The sequence below is a fragment of the Rheinheimera marina genome, assembly GCF_042654345.1.
Classification (GTDB): domain Bacteria; phylum Pseudomonadota; class Gammaproteobacteria; order Enterobacterales; family Alteromonadaceae; genus Pararheinheimera; species Pararheinheimera marina.
In genome coordinates this window covers 538,292-557,036 of record NZ_JBHSGB010000006.1, presented here as the reverse complement: position 1 = coordinate 557,036, position 18,745 = coordinate 538,292, and the positions used below count along the sequence as shown (strand labels likewise).

Sequence of the window (18,745 nt, the reverse complement as noted above, 5' to 3'; positions counted from 1 at the left end):
TCTCAATCACCATTTGCTCGAAGGAATGAACAAAATGAAAATCCATTTACTGCTGGCATCCTTGGCGATGCTGTGTTCGCTGACCAGTCAGGCTACTGAACAGAACCTGCCGAAACATTGGTTTGGTGATGACCCCAAGTCTAAAATTGTCATTGATTATGCTGATTGGGACTTTGTGCTGCGCTCATCAGTCATGTTGTCTGGCCCGGTTAACCGGGAAAAAGCCAAAGCTGAAGTACCCCATACTGGCACGCGCTTAACCAATAAATACAAAACCCGCACGCTTCTGGCGGGTAATAAGTTCCATTATGAACAGTTTCGAAAATTGCCTGAGCTAAATGACAATGTCAGCGCCATACGGCAAAGCCTTCAGCAGTTGCCCAGTGAAGTGGCGCTCAATACCCTGACCGCCACTGAGCAACTGGCCTATTGGTTGAATTTGTATAACCTGGTGGTGATTGATGAAATCAATAAAATCTATCCGAAGAAATACCTGGAGGAGTTTGTTACCGCAGAGGGCGGTTTATTGCAACGTAAGCTGCTGAAAATTGAAGGGGTGGAGTTGAGCCTGAACGACATTCAACACAAAGTGCTGAAGGTGAAATTTGACCACGACCCATTGGTGCTCTATGGCCTGTACCAGGGCTATATTGGCAGCCCCAGTATTCGTAAGTTTGCTTATACCGGCGAAAATGTGATGCGGGCATTGCAGGCAAATGCTTTTGATTTTATTAATTCCAACCGCGGTACGTATCCGGCCGGCGACAACTTCCTGGTATCCAGTTTTTACCAGCGCAATGCCGACTACTTTCCGAATTTTCAACAGGACCTCAGAGCCCATTTAAATCACTACCTGAAACCGGCAGAAAAAGACGCACTGCAGGATGCCGACACTATGTATGCGCTGATTGATGACTGGATTGTGACCGATATTTATGGCACCCGACAGGAGTTTGGTGGTGGTAGCTCGGTCAATATCAGCAACATAAATGGCGACCCCTATCTGAGCCGCTTTCCGCCTGAACTGCTGAAGTATTTAGTCAAGCTGCAGCAGCGTAATGATGAAGCCCTTGGCACTGTAACGGTAAAAGATCTGGAAGCGCAGCAGTCAGAAAACTAAGATAGCAACCACAACGGAAGGGCTGCAGCCAAACACGCAGCCCGGTGCAGTCAATGAGGTTGAAATGCAGTTTTTACAGGTGATGCAGCAGTTTTCTACGGCCCAGTCTGAGCAGGTACAGATTGAGGTGCCGGCCGGCTGGGGCCAGGGCAGGGCGCTATTTGGCGGTATGGCGGCGGCCTTAGCGGCGCAGCATTTATTAAACGGGCCGGTCAGTGCGGCAGAGATCCGCTCGCTGACGGTATCTTTTGTCGCACCGCTGGAACCTGGCACGGCGACTGTCAGCCGCCGGATTTTACGCCAGGGCAAATCGGTGACCCAGGCGCTGGTGGAAATAGAACAACATGGTCAAGTCGCCCTGGTGCTGCTGGCCAGTTTTGGTGTGGCGCGCCCATCGAAGCTGGACTTACCGCTGTTACCAGAATTGCAGCAAAACAGCATCAGTCAGCATAAAGGCTGGCAGATGCCGGCGGCGCCTGGTGTGCCGGAATTTACTCAACATATTGATTTTATGCTGGACGCCGGAAACTGGCCTTACAGTGGTGGCAGTCAGCGGGTGCTGGCGGGCCGTAACCGCTTAAAAGCGCATCAGGGCGAAGCCGGTTTGCCAGAGCTGTTGGCATTAATAGACGCCTGGTGGCCGGTGAGCCTTGGCTTATTGCCTCAGCCTGCACCGGCCAGTTCACTCACCTGGACTTTAGAGTTATTGCCGGGCTGGACTGGTTTTAACGGCGAACAGTATTGGTCTTATGCCGCAGAAATAGAGCAGGGCGCTGACGGTTACCACCTGATCAGCTCACGTTTATGGAACCCTGCCGGTGCTTTGGTTGGGTTAAGCCGGCAGGTGGTGACCGTATTTGCCTGAGCCGGGTTTTCGCCCGGTTGGCTCAGACCTGGTTTTTGGCGGCGCTCAACCGCTGGCGCAGCCAGAAACCGGCCAATAGCACAAGGCTGAACAGATTCAGTGGCCAGTCACCCCATAGACTGTAAGGAGTACGGCCAGAGGTTTGTGGCACCTTAAGTGACAACACCCCATCTTCAAACTGTGGCAGGCGGCCAAGTTCAGCACCGTCTGCGGCTATCACAGCCGTAATGCCGTTATTGGTGGCGCGCAGCAAAGGGCGTCCCAATTCCAGCGCGCGCATTTTGGCAATTTCCAGATGCTGATGCGGCCCGATGGACTGGCCAAACCAGGCATCATTACTGACCGTTAACAGAAAGTCGGTGTCGTCGTTGAAATTCGCCACCATCTGGCGTGGAAAGGCAATTTCAAAACAAAGTGCTGCCAACAACTGATAACCATTGGCCTGCAAATTAGCTTGCTGCCAGTCGCCACGGCTAAAGCTGCTCATCGGCAGATTAAAAAAGGGCGCTATGTGTTTAAGCACAGACTGAAAAGGCACAAACTCACCGATTGGCAAGAGATGGTGCTTCTGGTAGCGGTTCTGGGTGCCGTAGCTGTAATCGCCCTGAGTTTTGGCATTGTGATACCGGCCCAGCACAATCATACCGTTGTAGGCATCACCATTGGTTTTGTAGTCCAGAATACCAGTCACTACCGCGGTTTCCCGCTCTGCCGCCAGCATATCCAGGTTAATCAGGTAAGCCAGCGCCAGAGGTTCCAGTTGAGGAATGGCGGCTTCAGGCCAAATCATCAACTGATGGTTCAGGTATTCGCGCGACAGCTCCATGTACTTTTTCATGGTGTTGGCTTCTTCTGCCGGGTCCCAGCGCAGGTTCTGCGCAATGTTGCCTTGTACTAAAGCGACAGACACCGACTGTCCGCTACTTTGCCAGCCTTTTAAGGTGCCAAGAAATGGCGTCAGCGCAAACAGCAGGGCCGTAAGGGCCACAAAGCCAAATTGCCGGCGTAGCGCCAGCACCGCAAAACTGCCGGCAAACAGCAGCATGACAAAGCTGATGCCCACTTCGCCAATCAGGGGCGCCCAGGGTGCCAGAAAGCAGCTTGTCTGGCTGTAGCCCACTGACAACCAGGGAAAGCCGGTGAACACCCAGCTGCGCAGGTTTTCGGCTATCAGCCAGCAGGCGGTCAGCAGCAAAGGCCAGGCTTTGCTTTGGCGAAAACGCCAGGCTAAGGCTCCGGCAAGGGCCGGGTACAACGACAGATACAGCACCAGCACCGCCATAATGCCAAGGCTGGCAACCAGCGGCATTCCGCCAAAAGTGGCGATGCTGACATGCACCCAGCTGATGCCAACGGCAAACCAGCCGACCCCATAACTAAAACCGTAAAACGCCGCTTGTTTCCAGCTTTGTGAGCGCAGCAGCATCAGCGCCAGTGCTGTTAGGGTGAAGAGGGGAATGGCGTGCCAGCTGTAAGGCGCGTAAGCCAGGGTATTGAATGCACCCAGCCCTGCAAGAAGCAGGGCTGGTAAGAAAGAGGTCCGTAACAACGACACTATGTTCTTCCTTTATTCCGTCGGCGGTTCGGCCGGGGTTTTGGCTTTAATCACCTGGAGTTGCACCAGGCGTCTGTTATTGGCTTTGCTGACTTTAAAGGTCAGATGTTGCAGTTCAATGGTTTCGCCTTTTTCCGGCATATGGCCGAACGCATGCAGCACAATACCGCCAATGGTACTGGCTTCTTCTTCATCAAATTCGGTGCCGAAGCTTTCATTAAATTCGTCCACCGGCGTTAGGGCGCTGACCTGAAACACATGGCTGGCCATTTGTTTGATATCAAGATCTTCTTCATCGTCGTGTTCGTCTTCAATTTCACCAACGATTTGTTCCAAAATATCTTCAATGGTCACCAGGCCAGACACACCGCCGTATTCGTCGACCACAACCGCCATGTGGTAGCGTTTTTGCCGGAATTCTTTCAGCAGGGCGTCGACCCGTTTACTTTCCGGAATAATCACCGCAGGGCGTAGAAAAGGCCGCAGGTCTAAGTCGGTTTCACCTTTGAGCGCATGCGCCAGCAAATCTTTGACCAGCAAAATACCTTCAATATGGTCTTTGTCTTCATTGACCACAGGGTAGCGGCTGTGATTATTCTCCAGCAGCACAGGCATCAGTTCCTGCAGGCTGTGGTTGATATTGAGGGTCGCCATCTGGCTGCGGGGCACCATAATGTCACGGGCACGCATTTTCGAGACGTCGAGCACACCTTCCAGCATACGCTGGGTGTCGGTATCAATCAGCTGGCGGGTGCCGGCTTCCTGAATAATCTCGACCAGATCGGATAAATCCTGTGGTTCTGCGGTAAAAATGGCGGCTATACGCTCTAACCAGGATTTCGCAGAACCCTTGCTAGAGTGAGAATGGTCGTCACCCATAAAAAGTATTAAGCTCCAAAGCTAAAAAAAAATAAGATATCAGTTAATCTGGCAGAATATAAGGGTTTTCTATGCCAAGTGTCGCGAGGATCTGAATTTCTTCGTTTTCCATTTCCTCCGCGTCGGCATCCTCAATATGGTCATAACCCAATAAATGCAAGCAACCATGCACCACCATATGAGCCCAGTGATGGTGCAATGCTTTGCCTTGTTCGGCTGCTTCAGTGGCGACCACATCGGCACAAATAATCAAATCGCCCAATAACGGCAGCTCTTCCACCCCGGGAGGCAACTCAAAAGGGAAACTCAGCACATTGGTCGGTTTGTCTTTTTCGCGGTAATCAAAATTCAGCTGCCGGCTTTCGTCTTCATCAACAAGACGGATGGTCACTTCGGCGTCTTGCTGAAAGGGCAGTACCGCAGCATCCAGCCATTGCTGGAACTGCGCTTCTGTAGGTAAGTTGCTGGCCGTGCTCGCCAGCTGTAAATCAAGAATAACGGCCATAAGTTCCTCAGTCGGCTATTGCAGAAGTGCCGGGCGTGTCGCTCTGTGCGGCTGGCGCAGATTCTGCTGCCAGTCTGGCCGCTTTCGCCGCGTCGGCAGCGGCCTGTTTTTTCGCATCAAAGGCTTCATAGGCCAGCACAATTTTTTGTACCACCGGGTGGCGCACCACGTCTTTGGCTTTAAAAAAGTTAAAGCTCAGCTCAGGCACGTCGGACAGCACATCCATTGCGTGCTTTAAGCCCGAGTACTGGCCGCGAGGTAAATCCACCTGGGTCACGTCGCCGGTGATCACGGCTTTGGAGTTAAAGCCAATCCGGGTCAGGAACATTTTCATCTGTTCAACCGTGGTGTTCTGGCTTTCATCCAGAATAATAAAGGCGTCGGACAAGGTGCGGCCGCGCATATAGGCCAGCGGCGCTATTTCAATCACACCACGTTCCAAATACTTTTCGACTTTTTCATAACCCAGCATTTCAAACAAGGCGTCGTAGAGCGGGCGCAGGTAAGGGTCTACCTTTTGTGTTAAATCACCGGGTAAAAAGCCCAGCTTCTCACCGGCTTCGACGGCAGGGCGGGTTAACACAATTCGGCGCACTTCGCCTTTTTCCAGCGAGTCGACTGCGCAGGCTACCGCCAGATAGGTTTTGCCTGTACCGGCCGGGCCTATGCCAAAGGTAACGTCGTGCTGACGGATATTTTTCACATACTGGCTTTGATTGGCGTTGCGGCCTTTCACCGAGCCCTTGCGGGTCTTGATGCTCACCTCAGCTGAGCCTTGTTCGTCCGGGTCCTGCTGCTGTTGCTGGATCACCAGGTGCACCTGCTCCGGCGTTAATGCGATGGCTTTGCCTTGGACGTTGACGGTTTCTGCCAACAATAATTCGAGGATCTGCTTCACCGGCTCGAGTTGAGCGGTCAGGCCGACCAAATGCACCTCGTTGTCGCGGTAAGAAATTTGCACCCGGTAACGCCGTTCAATCTGGCGCAGGTTGTCGTCGAAAGGCCCCCACAAAAACGCCAGGCGCTGTGGGTCAAAAGGAGTTAACACAAAATCTAAGCTGGTAATGGGGTTATCCAATGTCCTGTCTCTGCTTGATGCTTCACAAAAACAAAGGGCGCTATGCACCCTTTGTCGACGGTTCGGATTTGTCTTACGGCACGTAGCTGGTGACCCCAAGCCCATCTGTTTTTGGCGCTTTCGCCAATATAGAGGCCGGAGACACGGAGCGGCGTAAATCCATTTCGTTTTCGGTGCGGATCACTTTGCCTTTTAAGCTGTTGGCAAACACGTTGGTGATCTCAATGTCGACAAACTGCCCAATCATATCTGGTGAGCCTTCGAAATTCACTACCCTGTTGTTTTCGGTGCGGCCAGTCAGTTCCATAATATCTTTTTTCGACGGGCCTTCCACCAGCACACGTTGCACAGTGCCGTGCATGGCGCGGGCAATGCTTTGTGCTTGCTGGTTGATGCGGTCCTGCAGAATATACAGACGCTGTTTTTTCTCTTCTTCCGGCACATCGTCCGGTAAATCGGCCGCAGGGGTGCCTGGGCGGGCGCTGTAAATAAAGCTGAAGCTTAGATCAAAGTTCATGGCTTTAATCAGGTCCATGGTCTGCTCAAAGTCTTCTGCGGTTTCACCCGGGAAGCCAATAATAAAGTCAGACGACATCGACAGGTTCGGCCGGATTTTTTTCAGCGCACGAATTTTTGATTTGTATTCAATGGCGGTGTGGTTACGTTTCATCAGCGCCAGAATGCGATCCGAGCCAGACTGCACCGGTAAATGCAGGTGATCCACCAGCTCAGGCACGTCACGGTACACCTCGATAATGTCGTCGGTAAACTCGACCGGGTGTGAGGTGGTGTAACGAATCCGGTCAATGCCATCAATGGCCGCCACTAAACGCAGAAGCTCGGAGAAATGGCATATGCTGCCGTCGTGCTTTTCACCACGAAAGGCGTTCACGTTCTGGCCCAGCAGGTTGACTTCACGCACGCCTTGTTCGGCCAGCTGCGCCACTTCCAGCAGCACGTCGTCCAGCGGACGGCTGACTTCTTCACCCCTGGTGTAAGGCACCACACAGAAAGTACAGTACTTGGAACAGCCTTCCATAATGGACACAAAGGCAGTCGGGCCTTCGGCTTTTGGCTCTGGCAGACGGTCAAACTTCTCAATTTCCGGGAAAGACACGTCGACAATAGGCGACTTGCTGCCATGCACAGAGTTAATCATCTCTGGCAGACGGTGCAGCGTTTGTGGGCCAAACACGATGTCGACATAAGGTGCGCGTTCACGAATGGCTGCACCTTCCTGCGACGCCACACAACCACCAACACCAATAATCAGGTTCGGGTTTTTCTTTTTCAGCGGACGCCAGCGACCCAGTTGATGGAATACCTTCTCCTGGGCTTTTTCCCGGATAGAACAAGTGTTCAGCAGAATGACGTCTGCTTCTTCTGCCTCTTCTGTCAGAGTGTAGCCGTGGGTGGCATCCAGCAGGTCCGCCATTTTGGACGAATCGTATTCGTTCATCTGGCAGCCCCAGGTCTTAATGTGCAGCTTTTTGCCCATCTGTGTTGTAGCCCGTAAAAAAGTTAACGTAAAAAAAGGTGGAGTATTTTAGCCGAGTAGTGCCTCAAGTACCAGCATGAGTTGCCGAAGTGTTAGTCGCCAGCCCATAGCCGATGTCCTTGTTCAAGAGTGGCAGAGCAAGCAAAGTATTGCTGTTATGGACGGCTAAAACGCGCTGCTCATGCGATAAATTTGGGACTTGTTTGTCACGTCGCAAGGAACTAAATTGGCTGTTCTGTGAAGTGCAGGCATAAAAAATGGAAAGAATTCAACAACAAATTCGACATGCAGGGTTATGTTTAACTCCGTTGTGCCAAGATGACAATGAGTTGTTTATCGAGTTATTTACCAACATTGACGTGATGAAGCATATTGCTCCGGTGATGACTCAATTCGAAGCTGATGAACTGTTCAAAAAAGCACTGCGAGGTGATAGCTCAGCCTACTATTGGTCGGTTTCGTCAGACAATGATAGTGGGATGGGGATTACGGCGTTGATCAGCACTGAAGATGACAGGGCCGAGTTTGGGCTGATGTTATTACCAGAGCATTGTAATAAGGGATATTCGGTGTTGGTGGGGGCTGCATTGATCAACTTTGGGTTCAGCGTTTGGGGGCTGGAAGGGCTGGACGTAAAGCATCGGATATCAAATAAAGCGGTGCCTGCATTTTTAACACGGCTGCATATTGAATATTCAAATGAGCAAAATGGATTTGGCTATTGGATTATGAGGCGAAGTCGTTGGCAGCAGTATTTAGCTATTTATCCTTATCAAATTTAGGCACAGGTTTTATGACGAATAAAGGTAGTTTGGTTTGTGTAGGTACAGGCATGATGATGGCGGCGCATATTACGCCCTTAAGTCAGAGTTATATTCAGCAAGCCGATGTGGTGTTTGCGCTGATGTCGCATGGTGTGGTGGAGAAATGGCTGGATAGTCTGCACCCGGATGTGCGCAGCCTGCAGCCCTATTACAAGGAAGGGCAGGACAGAAGCCAAAGTTACCGTCAGATGGTGGACGCGATACTGACCGAAGTGAGGGCAGGTAAAAAAGTCGTCGGTGCTTTTTATGGTCACCCTGGCGTATTTGCCCAGGTACCGCACCAGGCGCTGGCGCAGGCCAGGGCCGAAGGGTTTGCAGCCCATATGGAGCCAGGAGTGTCGGCAGAAGACTGCCTGATTGCCGATTTGGGCATAGACCCGGGCCGGGTTGGCTGCCAGCAATATGAAACTACCCAGTTGATGATGTTTAAACGCAACCTCGACCCCAGCGCTTACCTGATTTTATGGCAAATTGGCGTGGCTGGTGATTTATCCGTCGCCCGTTTCAGCACCAACCAGCAGCGGCTGGCTTTGTTAGTCGAGCTGCTGTCCGAGCATTATCCGCTTGATCATCAGGTGGTGCTGTATGAGGCTTGCACTTTACCTGTTGGTAAACCCAGAATGGATAGGGTTCGACTGGGTGATTTACCACAAGCTGAGTTATTTCTGCACACAACACTAGTTATTCCTCCAGCAAAAAAACTTGTTCCAAATATGGAAATGAGAAAGCTGCTGGACCCTGCAGCAGATTAAATTTTTGGGAGCTATTGTGCTTGGATATGCAAATCACTTATGGTCAAGAGTTGTAAAATAAGGAGAAAAAATGAGTAAGTTACTGCATTTCATTACCAGTTTTGCTTCAAGTGCTGAATTAAGAGTTCTTAGTCAGGAAGAGTTACGAGTGAAGATGGAATTGGATGGTTTATCTGATGCTGAAATTAGCGCGATTCTCTCTGGAGACAAAGCTAGAATTGCCCAGTTAGTAAAAAGCGCAGGTGATATTGTTTGTTGTATTATCGCTCCAGACCAGCCTGAAGAAGAGCCTCTGGAAGAGGACGTTCCGGCTCCTGAGCGCGAGTCGGCTTAATATTTTGCTCTTACTACGAATGAAGCAAACGATCGGTGTTTTGCTGATCGTTTTTAGCTTATCTGCACATGCTGAATCCGACTTTGATCCGGCACATGCAGACATGTTGTTTAGCTCAGACGCCAAATCTTTTCTTGATTACGTCAAACATAGCGTCAGTAAAGTCACACCAAAAACAGATAGCAAGCAAACGAACCTGCTTAATTTTTACCAGGGACGTTCTGCAATGTTATTGACCAATTATGACGATGCAGAACGGTTTTACCTTCAGGTTCTGTCTCAGTCTGAAGATCTGGAATTGAAATACAAAACTTTGGTTTCTGTGGTTAATTTGTATCAACTTAAAGGTGATTTTTATCAAGCCTTCTCTTACGGCTTGCAGTTAAATGACGTCAAATACAGCGAATTACCTGAGGCAGTGAAATCAAGTGGTCTCATGGCTATGGCCCTGGCTTTGATGGATTCTGCTTTGTACGATGAAGCTGCTGCTACCTTGGGGAAAGCTGACTTCTCTGAGTATCCCGACAATGTGCGTTGCACCGCTCTCTATCTTCAAACTCAAATCGCTTATCGCAGTCACATTTGGGTTCGCCCAGAAAGTCAATTGCAGGATGAGATTCGTTACTGCTACAACAAACAACAAATGCTATATGCACTGCTAAGTGAAAGTGCGCTTAGCATTTATTGGTTATCTGTGCCGCAAACCAATAAGGCGCTTGATGTTTTGCGGAACAAGCAGTCACTCGCATTAAGCTTTGGCTACACAAATTTGGCGATGATTTGGCAGGCAACATTTGTGAATGCGTTGGTACAAAATGATGAATTGAAGCTTGCGTCAGAGCAGGCTGAGGTGCTGACACAATTATTCAATAAACACAAAGAGACAACTCCTCTTGAAGTCGCAACTTTAATCTATCATGCGTTAGTCAAACTTAATAAAGCCGCACAGCAGCCTGCACGGGCACTGGACTACGCAGAAGATCTTTTTTCGGCCTACCAGAAGACCTATGACAAGCAACAATCGGCCGCACTGGCTTACCATGCCGCATTAATGCAGGCGGCGCAGCGCAAGCAGGAAATTGATACGCTGAGCCAGCAGGCCAACCAGCTGCAGCTGGAAACTGCGCTGGCGAAAGCCGAAAGTGAAAACCAGCGATTGTACTTGCTGGTGGGGTCTGTGCTGGTGCTGCTGCTTGCTGTGTTAGTGGTGCGTAGCCACCGGGTGCGGGTCAAACTGAAAGAGCGGGTGACCTATGACAAGCTGACCCGGGTGTACAGCAGGGATCACTTTGAAGAGGTGCTTGAGGCGGCGCTGCAGCAGGCGGAAAAGCAGCAGCAGGAATTGGGCTTTATTCTGTTTGACTTAGACCACTTTAAATCTGTTAACGACAACCATGGCCACCAGACCGGTGATTGGGCCTTGCAGCAGGCGGCCAACGCGGCCAAAGAGTGCTTGCGTAAAAGTGATGCCATAGGCCGGATTGGTGGCGAAGAGTTTGCCATTTTGCTGCAAGAGTGCAACTTTGCTCAAAGCTGGGCTTTAGCTGAAACCGTGCGCCAGGCCATTGAAGCACTGGAGCCGGAACAAGCAGGTTATGCCTTTAAACTGACTGCCAGCTTTGGCGTCAGTAGCGCCAAAAATTGCCAGTACCATGCCCGCAAGCTGATTTCTGATGCGGATGAGGCCTTGTATCTGGCCAAACAAGCCGGCCGTAACCAGGTGATGCCGGAAGAACCCCGCGAATTATGGTAACCACAGCTGAACTGGCTGCCGTTCACCCGCCCTTGGTGCAAAGGAGATGCAATGAAAAAGATGCTATGGCTGGTACCTGGCCTGTTCAGCGCTCAGCTCTGGGCTTCAGACTGCGACAATCGCTGTCAGCTGGCCGAAGTCAGCCGCTACTTTAAAGCGCTGGATCAGGTCAGCAGAGCAGGTTCAACCGCTGCAGATATCGATCGGCTGCTTGAGCAGCTGGCGCCCGACGTGCAGTATATTCACAGCAACTACCAGGCTCATTTTGACAAAGCCAGCTGGCGCAGCGCCTTTTTACGTAATCTGAAACGGGGTGCCTACACCAATGGGCCGTCACAGCAACAACGCGTGTTACGCAGTATTCCGGGCACGAATTTTATGGCGGTGGAATATGCCCATGGTGTGTTAAAACTGGATGGCAGCTGGCAGGCAGAACAACCACTGCTGGTGCTGTTTGGTTTTCACCAAGGCAAAATTTCGCTGGTGCAGGAGTTGTGGTAAGCATAAAAAATCCCCGCTGTTAAGGACAAAACCAGCGGGGAAAGTGGTTGGGAACTTGCACAGCCACAGCAACAAAGCTGCAGCTTCAAAGGCGACGGTTAGGGCTTGTTGACGTTTCGAGATTAAATTTTGTTCGCTCTGGCGGCGTTCTGAACGCGAAACGAGGAGCGAAGTTTAGTTATTCTAAATGAGCGACGAGTGACAAAGTGCAGGGCGCCGCCAGACGAACCCGAAGGGCAGCGTCTGGCCGGTCTTTCTGCTGCGTTGATGCTCGTTTATGTAGACGAACTACACTGCACTCGCACCGCCTGGCATAAAAACCGGCCAGACGGCTGCAAAAATAACCCTGAAACGTCAACAAGCCCTAGTGTCAGGCCCGGCCGCGGGTGGCGGTGGCCGGTGAAATCCGCGACGCCAGCAGGGCAGGGTAACTGACTGCCAGTTGGCCAACCAGCAACAGCAATAGCACGCCTGTCACAATCAGGCCTGGCCCTATAGGCGCCATACTAAAGGTACTGACCAGCCAGATATTCAGACCGACAGCGCCGGCTGCGCCGAGCAGCACACCCACTGAACTAATCAACAGATTTTCCAGCATAAAGTACCGCATCACCTGCCACTGGCTGGCGCCAAGTGCCCGGCGGGTGCCAATCTGGCGGGTGCGACGGCTGATGCTGAACATGGCCAGACCGACAATGCCAAAACCGGTAATTAAGGTCAGTACCACAATCACGGTGAGCAAAATGCTGTTGGTGGCCTGATGCTGGCGGTAACTGTCATTGCGGGTTTGTTCCATGCTGGTCACCCGGCGGATAATGCGGCCTTTGTCGGCTTCGGCCAGCATTTTTTCAATCACTGGCATCAGCTCGTCGCGCCGTCCAGGTTCGGTACGAATGAAAAAGCGGCTGCCACGGCTTTCCAACTGCTGCGGTACCAGCATGGCGTTTTCCACATTGTCCCAGCCGTTCCAGGGCGCTTGCAGGGTTTCAATCAAGCCACTGATCTGGATAGGTTCATGGTTATTGATATAGACAGTTTTACCAACCGCGTTTTGCCAGTCACCGTCAAATAAGCGCTCGGCCATGGCTTTGGTCAGAATGGCTTTGGCCGGCCAGTCGTTGCTGCTGCTGGCACGCCAGACAATGTCTGTGGGTGCAAAGTTTTCACCGGCAATCAGCTTGACGCCCAAGGCGTTGATGCCGTGCTCGTCCACCATATACACAGCCACCCCGGTGCCTTCGATATCGTCACCTGGTTTGGTTTGCAGCCCCATCGACCAGCCACCGCCCGACAGCGGAATAGCGTTGATCTGGGTAGCATCGACCACCCCAGGGGTTTTGCGAATGAGATCCAAATCGCGCGCCAGTGCGCTTTGCTGGTTGTAATTCTGGGCAAAAATAGTGTTGCTCAGGTAAAAGGTGTTGGTTTCGTCCAGACCACTGGGGCGCGCCATTTTGCCGCTGCGCTCCTGCATCATAAAGACGGCGTTTACCATAATGGTCAGAGTCAGCGCAATTTGCAGTGCAATCAGCAAGGCGCCTATTTTATTGCGCAATAAAGCGCGGAAAATCGGTCCAATTTCTAACATGGCTGGCTCCTTATTGCGCTTTCAGTTGCTGCGACGGCTGCACATGGCAGGCGCGCCAGGTTGGGTATAAACCGGCGATAATGCTGGACAGTACGGCCAGGCCAATCGCCATGGCCACTAAGGTCAGATCGAGCCGGGCCAGGTCACGTATCCAATCACCGTACATGCTTTTCACTGCTTCCAGGCCAGCAAAAGCCAGCACTAAGCCCAATAAACCACCGGCCAGACCAATCAGGCCCGATTCAATCAGGTGCTGGACAAATAAATCCTTCCGGCTGGCGCCCAGTGCCTGGCGCACGCCAATTTCACTGGCTTTGCCCAAAAACTTCGCCAGCAACAGCCCGACGGTATTCAGCAAACAGACCAGTAAAAACATCAGCGACATCGCCATCATCATACTGGCATCGTCGGACACCACTTCGCGTTTTTCCAGCCACTGCATCACATCCCGCAAATGGTTATTGTCCTGACGGGCAAAGCGGCCAAACTGGTGCTGATCCTTGGCGTAGTTATTGATAAAGGTCAGGTACTGTTCTTTCTCTGCTTCAGAAGGCAATTCAACCCAGAACTGCACCCAAATACATTCGGAGTCCAGAAAAGCCTGGTAGCCGGATTCAGTCGGTTTCCAGCAGTTGGTATTGCCGCTGCGGCCCAGCTTCTGTTCGGTGATCAGGCTAAAAGGCACAAACACTTCTTCGCTGTCGTTAAAGGCGCCGGTGCTGATGTCATAAAACTTAGGTTTTGGGTTCCAGCGCGCCATCACGCCCACCACTTTGTAGTCTTCGCCGGCCAGTTTGATCAGCTGACCGACCGGGTCTTTGCCACCGAACAAACGTTCGTTCAGCTCGGCGTTGATCACTGCGACCCGTTGCTGTTGTTCGTCGGCGGCTCTGTCCCAGCCGCTGCCGTATAAAAACGGTGTGTCGAACATGGTAAAAAAGTCACCACTGGTAGCACGGCCTTCAATTAAAAAGGGCAGCGCGTCTTTGTCCGCCGGTTCCACCACTGCACTCATGCCGGTCATAATGGTCTGACGCGGCGCTTTTTTCGCCTGCCACAGGAATGTAGCGTCGCGGTAGGTCAGCTGATCTGGCGCGTCGCCGTCATCGTAATACGGGTTGTTCGGGTCCCAGCTGTCCAGCTGCACCACAAACAGCTCGCTGCTTTTATGCGGGATAGGGTTGGCCGACATCAGGTAGTTCACCGTAATGGTGGTCATCGAAGCGCCAATACCCAAGGCAATGGCCAGCACCATCAGGCTGGTCATACCCCAGGTGCGTTTGCAGCTTAAGTACGCCAGTTTCAAATAATACGCAAACATAAGCTGCTCCTTATTCGCCGTTAACCAGATGCAGGTTGTTCTGGTTTTTTTGCGTCAGTTCAGTGACACGGCCGTCTTTGATAAAAATCTGGCGTTTAGCGCGGGCCGCCAGCGACGGGTCGTGCGTCACCATCAAAATGGTGGTGCCGCCTTTGTTGATATCTTCCAGCAGGCTCATCACGCTTTGCGCCATCTGGCTGTCGAGGTTACCTGTGGGTTCGTCCGCCAGTAAAAAACGCGGTGAGGTGGCTAAAGCGCGGGCTATGGCGACCCGTTGTTGCTGACCGCCGGAGAGCTGACTTGGCAGGTGTTTCATCCGCGAGGCCAGGCCCACCTGGTCTAAATGGTGCTCAATACGTTTTTTCCGCTCACTGGCATTAAAGCCACGATAGCGCAACGGCACATCGACGTTGTCGAACAGGTTTAAATCAGGAATTAAGTTAAAGCTTTGGAAAATAAAGCCAATTTTCTGGTTACGCATCCGCGAGCGGCCCGCGTCGTTCAGCTTGGCAATGTCTTCACCGTCTAGCCAGTATTCGCCGCTGCTGCTTTGCTCCAGCAAGCCGGCGATGTTTAAGAAGGTGGTTTTGCCTGAGCCGGACGGGCCAGTCACACTGACAAAATCGCCTTCGTTCAGATCCAGATTAATTTCGCGCAGCGCGTGAGTGACCACATTGTCGGTGGCAAACGACTTGCTGATATTTTTCATGCTGAGCATAACGGCTCTCCTTAGTAAGGCTTAATTCAATTGAACAGTGTCGGCGCCATTAAAGCTGTCGGTGCCAGAGGTAATGATTTGGTCGCCTGGTTTCAGGCCTGACAGAATTTCCACCGCGCTGATACTGCGGGCGCCGGTTTCAATTGGGGTTTTCACCGCCAGGCCATTGCTGACTTTGTAGGCAAAGCGGCCATTGCTGCTGTCAAGGAACTGGCCGCGGGCCACCTGCAACACGTCGGGTCTGTGTTCCAGCAGAATGCGGCTGGACAAGCGTTGGTTTTGCCGCAGCGCAGCCGGGCCTTCGCCTTCGGTAAAGCGCACCCGGCCTTTCACCTGGTTTTCAAACACTTCAGGCGAAATAGTCACCAGCTTGCCGGCATAGGTTTTTTGCTCGACGGTCACTTCCACCGGCAACCCAATCGACAAGTCGTTGGCGTAACTTTCTGGTACCGCAATTTCTACTTCAAACTGGCTTAAATCCACCACGGACAAAATCAGCTGGTTTTTCGCGATATAGGTTTTGTTTTCTACCGCTAAATTACCCAGCAGGCCGTTGACCGGTGAGCGCACATTTAACGCGTCTACCTGACGCTGGTAGTCGTCCACCAGCAAACGTTGACGGTCCAGCTGCTGAGCCAGGCTTTTCAGTTCGAAGTCGAGGTTTTCCACATTCAGGCGGGCGTCTTCCACGGCATGGCGGTGCTGCACTTTGGCGGTTTCCAGATCGTCCTGGGCTTTTTCGTGTTCAATTTTGCTGACCACACCTTTGTCAAAACCCAGGTCGGCCCGGCGTTTTTCCCGGTCGGCTGTGGTCAGTGTCATTTGGGCAATGTCGACGGCTTTCTGATCGGTAAGCTGCTGGCGTTTGGCCAGAATTTTCTGCCGGTCGTAGCTGGTCTGCAGGCTGTACAGTGTGGCTTGCTCTTGCTGCAGTTTGCTGGTCAGTTCAGGGCTGTCGATGCTGGCGAGAACTTCGCCTTTGCTCACTTCAGTGCCGGCGTCCAGCAGCAAGGTAATAGTGCCGTCGGCCGGGGCGTAGAGTTTCGGGCTGACTGCCGCCACCACCTGGCCTTGTGCAGTAATATCGCGGGTAAAGTCGCTGCTTCGCACCGTGTCGATACGCACGCGCGACATCGACACTGACAAATCGGACTGCGACCAGCTTTGTACCGCCGGGGCTAAAGTCCAAATGGCCAGCATCAGCGCCAGGCCAGCGCCTGCACCATAGATCAGTTTTTTCGGTTTAGGTTTGGCCTGCAGCACTTCGTCCTGGCTGCTGGTGTCGGCAATTTTCATAGAGGCTCCTCATAACGATTATTTCTAAGTCGGAAGAGGGCAAAAAAAGGTTGGAAGCTGTTTCAAAAAAATAGCGGGGTAAATGTAACAGAGTGTGAAATCAGTTTGTATCTCAATAGGTTATCAGAGTAACCGTTGCCGGGTACTGATATAACCGGCGTAGAAAATAATCAGTACACCGCCAAACCAGGCCATAGTGACAGGTTCGGACCAGAACAGATAACCAAATAAACCGGCAAAAACCACTGAGCTGTAGGTCCAGATCCCGATATCCGAAGCTGGCGCCAGCGCGTAGGCTTTGGTCATGGCCATCTGGCCTATGGCAGCCAAAACCCCCATAGCAGCAAAGCCCCACCAGGCTTCGGCGGGCAGAGGGTTCCAGGCAAAAGGCACCGGAATAAAGGAAATGACCGCGGTCAGTAAGGAAAAATAAAACACGATACGTGCAGCAGGTTCGGTATCGGACATATAACGTATGGTGGTTTTGGTGACCGCCACTAAAACCGCCGACAGCAAAGCCACTAAAAACAGATAAAATGCGCCGCCCTGGCCTGTGGCCACCGGCAGCGCTAACAGCACCCCAACAAAGCCCAACCCAATGGAAAACAGCGTCAGCCGGCTCGGCCGTTCTTTCAGCCAGTAATAAGCAATTAACGGCACAATAAAAGGTGACATCAGCAGCACCACCATGGCTTGTGCCAAAGGCAGCTGGCTGATCACATAGAAAAAGCAGTACATGGAGATAATGCCGGTGGTGGCGCGGCTGACATGCAGGTACCAGCGTTTGGTGTAGAGAATTTGTTTTCCCTGCAACAGGATCCAGGGCAGCATCACCAAGAGCGCAAAAAAGTTACGGAAGAACACCACCTGGGCATGGCTGGCGCTGTCACTGGTAAATTTAACGCAGGCGCCAATGCCGGCAAAACAAGCTTCGGCCAACAACAAAAGCAGGGCACCAGTGACCAGTTGCGGCTGCATGGGGTCTCCAACACGGGGTTCTGAACGGCGCGCAGTATAGCAGCCAGCTTTGGATTTTCAGAGCGGCAAAACGATAAAGCGAATAAAGCGCCAGCTGTTTGTTTCCATTGTACTTTGGCCTGGCGCATTTTAGAGTGGGCTCTGTGGTAGTACTTCAGACCAAGGACGTTTTTATGTGGATCCAACCCGGCCCGTTGCAAGGCCAGCATGTCAGCTTAGAACCCTTAACAGAGCAGCATACAGAGGCGCTCAGCACCGCGCTGCGTGATGGCGAAAGCTGGAAACTCTGGTATGCCTTTGTGCCGAACCCGGACGAGCTGGCGCTTTATGTGCAACAGGCGGTGCAGGGGGCTGAGCGGGGCGAACAGGCTTTTGTGGTGAAACTGGCGGAAACAGGGCAGGTGGTGGGCACCACCAGGTTTTACCAGGTGGATGCGGCCAATAAACGCGCGCTGATTGGCTACACCTGGTACGCCGAGTCGGTGCGCCGTACTGCGGTCAATACAGAAACCAAGTACCTGATGCTGCGCCATTTATTTGAGCAGTGTGGCGCTATAGCGGCCGAGTTTCGTACCCACTTTTTTAATCAGACCTCACGCAACGCCATTGAGCGTTTAGGCGCCAGACAAGACGGCATTTTGCGTAACCATATGATTATGAAAGACGGTTCCTACCGCGATACTGTGGTGTATTCCATAATTGCCAGTGAATGGCCGGCGGTGCGGACCAATTTGTTGTTTAAATTAAGTCAGCATCACGCCAGGTAACTGAACACAGGGAGTCAAAGCATGCAACGAGTCACAGGAATAGGTGGAGTTTTTTTTAAAGCCAAAGACCCCAAGGCATTGGCGGCCTGGTATCAAACCCATTTGGGCGTGCCGCTGGAAGACTGGGGTGGCGCGGTGTTTCAGTGGAAGAGCCCGGACAACCCAAGTGGCACTGGCTGTACCGTATGGAGCCCTTTTGCCGCCGACACCAGTTACTTCGGCTCGGGCGGACAAGGCTTTATGCTGAACTTCCGGGTGGCCGATTTAGCGGCCCTGCTGCAGCTGCTGCGTGATGAAGGCTGTCAGGTGGACGACAACACCGAAGATTCAGAATTCGGTAAATTCGGCTGGGTGACAGACCCAGAAGGCAACCGCGTTGAATTATGGCAACCGCCAGAAGGACGCTGATGCCG

Annotated in this window: 19 protein-coding genes; 9 read left to right on the top strand and 10 right to left on the bottom strand. The window is 52.2% G+C overall.

Annotated features, from left to right (window positions below; all coding sequences use genetic code 11):
* The first annotated feature begins 34 nt into the window (after window positions 1-34).
* Both ACFO3I_RS08595 and ACFO3I_RS08590 read left to right on the top strand, forming a co-directional pair.
* Window positions 35-1,120: a DUF547 domain-containing protein gene (locus tag ACFO3I_RS08595; protein ID WP_377333355.1), complete on the top strand. Its 1,086-nt coding sequence runs from the start codon at window positions 35-37 to the stop codon at window positions 1,118-1,120.
* A gap of 64 nt (window positions 1,121-1,184) precedes the next feature.
* Window positions 1,185-1,985, top strand: a complete 801-nt coding sequence (locus ACFO3I_RS08590; protein WP_377333353.1) for a thioesterase family protein — start codon at window positions 1,185-1,187, stop codon at window positions 1,983-1,985.
* Window positions 1,986-2,007: 22 nt separating this feature from the next.
* On the opposite strand, the gene lnt is transcribed toward ACFO3I_RS08590, so the two are convergent.
* The 5 genes from lnt to miaB all read right to left on the bottom strand — a co-directional run bounded on the left by lnt (window position 2,008) and on the right by miaB (window position 7,500).
* A complete protein-coding gene (gene lnt, locus ACFO3I_RS08585; RefSeq protein ID WP_377333352.1) occupies window positions 2,008-3,540 on the bottom strand; it encodes an apolipoprotein N-acyltransferase in 1,533 nt (510 codons plus the stop codon).
* Between the two features lie 12 nt (window positions 3,541-3,552).
* A complete protein-coding gene (locus ACFO3I_RS08580) occupies window positions 3,553-4,419 on the bottom strand; it encodes an HlyC/CorC family transporter (RefSeq protein ID WP_377333350.1) in 867 nt (288 codons plus the stop codon).
* A gap of 43 nt (window positions 4,420-4,462) precedes the next feature.
* Entirely contained in the window at window positions 4,463-4,924 is a 462-nt protein-coding gene (gene ybeY / locus ACFO3I_RS08575; protein WP_377333348.1) for an rRNA maturation RNase YbeY, read from the bottom strand.
* Between the two features lie 7 nt (window positions 4,925-4,931).
* Window positions 4,932-6,002: a PhoH family protein gene (locus ACFO3I_RS08570; protein WP_377333346.1), complete on the bottom strand. Its 1,071-nt coding sequence runs from the start codon at window positions 6,000-6,002 to the stop codon at window positions 4,932-4,934.
* A gap of 73 nt (window positions 6,003-6,075) precedes the next feature.
* Window positions 6,076-7,500: a tRNA (N6-isopentenyl adenosine(37)-C2)-methylthiotransferase MiaB gene (miaB, locus tag ACFO3I_RS08565; RefSeq protein WP_377333345.1), complete on the bottom strand. Its 1,425-nt coding sequence runs from the start codon at window positions 7,498-7,500 to the stop codon at window positions 6,076-6,078.
* Between the two features lie 257 nt (window positions 7,501-7,757).
* Here miaB and ACFO3I_RS08560 point away from each other — a divergent pair, with 257 nt between their 5' ends.
* The 5 genes from ACFO3I_RS08560 to ACFO3I_RS08540 all read left to right on the top strand — a co-directional run bounded on the left by ACFO3I_RS08560 (window position 7,758) and on the right by ACFO3I_RS08540 (window position 11,664).
* Window positions 7,758-8,282 (top strand): GNAT family N-acetyltransferase, encoded by a 525-nt coding sequence (locus ACFO3I_RS08560; RefSeq protein ID WP_377333343.1) that lies wholly within the window; start codon window positions 7,758-7,760, stop codon window positions 8,280-8,282.
* 11 nt (window positions 8,283-8,293) lie between these two features.
* On the top strand, window positions 8,294-9,076 hold the full coding sequence (locus ACFO3I_RS08555) for an SAM-dependent methyltransferase (RefSeq protein WP_377333341.1): 783 nt from the start codon (window positions 8,294-8,296) through the stop codon (window positions 9,074-9,076).
* A 70-nt stretch (window positions 9,077-9,146) separates the two neighbouring features.
* The gene (locus ACFO3I_RS08550; RefSeq protein ID WP_377333339.1) at window positions 9,147-9,410 is read left to right on the top strand and encodes a hypothetical protein; all 264 of its coding nucleotides are present in this window, start codon (window positions 9,147-9,149) and stop codon (window positions 9,408-9,410) included.
* A 226-nt stretch (window positions 9,411-9,636) separates the two neighbouring features.
* Window positions 9,637-11,163: a GGDEF domain-containing protein gene (locus ACFO3I_RS08545; RefSeq protein WP_377333338.1), complete on the top strand. Its 1,527-nt coding sequence runs from the start codon at window positions 9,637-9,639 to the stop codon at window positions 11,161-11,163.
* A gap of 51 nt (window positions 11,164-11,214) precedes the next feature.
* Window positions 11,215-11,664 (top strand): hypothetical protein, encoded by a 450-nt coding sequence (locus ACFO3I_RS08540; RefSeq protein WP_377333337.1) that lies wholly within the window; start codon window positions 11,215-11,217, stop codon window positions 11,662-11,664.
* A gap of 370 nt (window positions 11,665-12,034) precedes the next feature.
* Here the strand turns inward: ACFO3I_RS08540 and ACFO3I_RS08535 are convergent, their stop codons facing one another.
* From ACFO3I_RS08535 to ACFO3I_RS08515, 5 genes are all read right to left on the bottom strand, one after another.
* On the bottom strand, window positions 12,035-13,252 hold the full coding sequence (locus tag ACFO3I_RS08535) for an ABC transporter permease (protein ID WP_377333335.1): 1,218 nt from the start codon (window positions 13,250-13,252) through the stop codon (window positions 12,035-12,037).
* 10 nt (window positions 13,253-13,262) lie between these two features.
* The gene (locus ACFO3I_RS08530; RefSeq protein ID WP_377333333.1) at window positions 13,263-14,573 is read right to left on the bottom strand and encodes an ABC transporter permease; all 1,311 of its coding nucleotides are present in this window, start codon (window positions 14,571-14,573) and stop codon (window positions 13,263-13,265) included.
* Window positions 14,574-14,583: 10 nt separating this feature from the next.
* On the bottom strand, window positions 14,584-15,291 hold the full coding sequence (locus tag ACFO3I_RS08525; RefSeq protein WP_377333331.1) for an ABC transporter ATP-binding protein: 708 nt from the start codon (window positions 15,289-15,291) through the stop codon (window positions 14,584-14,586).
* Window positions 15,292-15,312: 21 nt separating this feature from the next.
* On the bottom strand, window positions 15,313-16,587 hold the full coding sequence (locus ACFO3I_RS08520) for an efflux RND transporter periplasmic adaptor subunit (protein WP_377333329.1): 1,275 nt from the start codon (window positions 16,585-16,587) through the stop codon (window positions 15,313-15,315).
* A gap of 123 nt (window positions 16,588-16,710) precedes the next feature.
* Window positions 16,711-17,565: a DMT family transporter gene (locus ACFO3I_RS08515; RefSeq protein ID WP_377333327.1), complete on the bottom strand. Its 855-nt coding sequence runs from the start codon at window positions 17,563-17,565 to the stop codon at window positions 16,711-16,713.
* Window positions 17,566-17,738: 173 nt separating this feature from the next.
* Between ACFO3I_RS08515 and ACFO3I_RS08510 the strand changes: the two genes are divergently transcribed.
* Entirely contained in the window at window positions 17,739-18,332 is a 594-nt protein-coding gene (locus ACFO3I_RS08510) for a GNAT family N-acetyltransferase (RefSeq protein WP_377333325.1), read from the top strand.
* A gap of 21 nt (window positions 18,333-18,353) precedes the next feature.
* Window positions 18,354-18,740 carry a VOC family protein gene (locus tag ACFO3I_RS08505; RefSeq protein WP_377333324.1) on the top strand — a complete coding sequence of 129 codons (387 nt, stop codon included), beginning with the start codon at window positions 18,354-18,356 and terminating at the stop codon, window positions 18,738-18,740.
* Window positions 18,741-18,745: the final 5 nt, after the last annotated feature.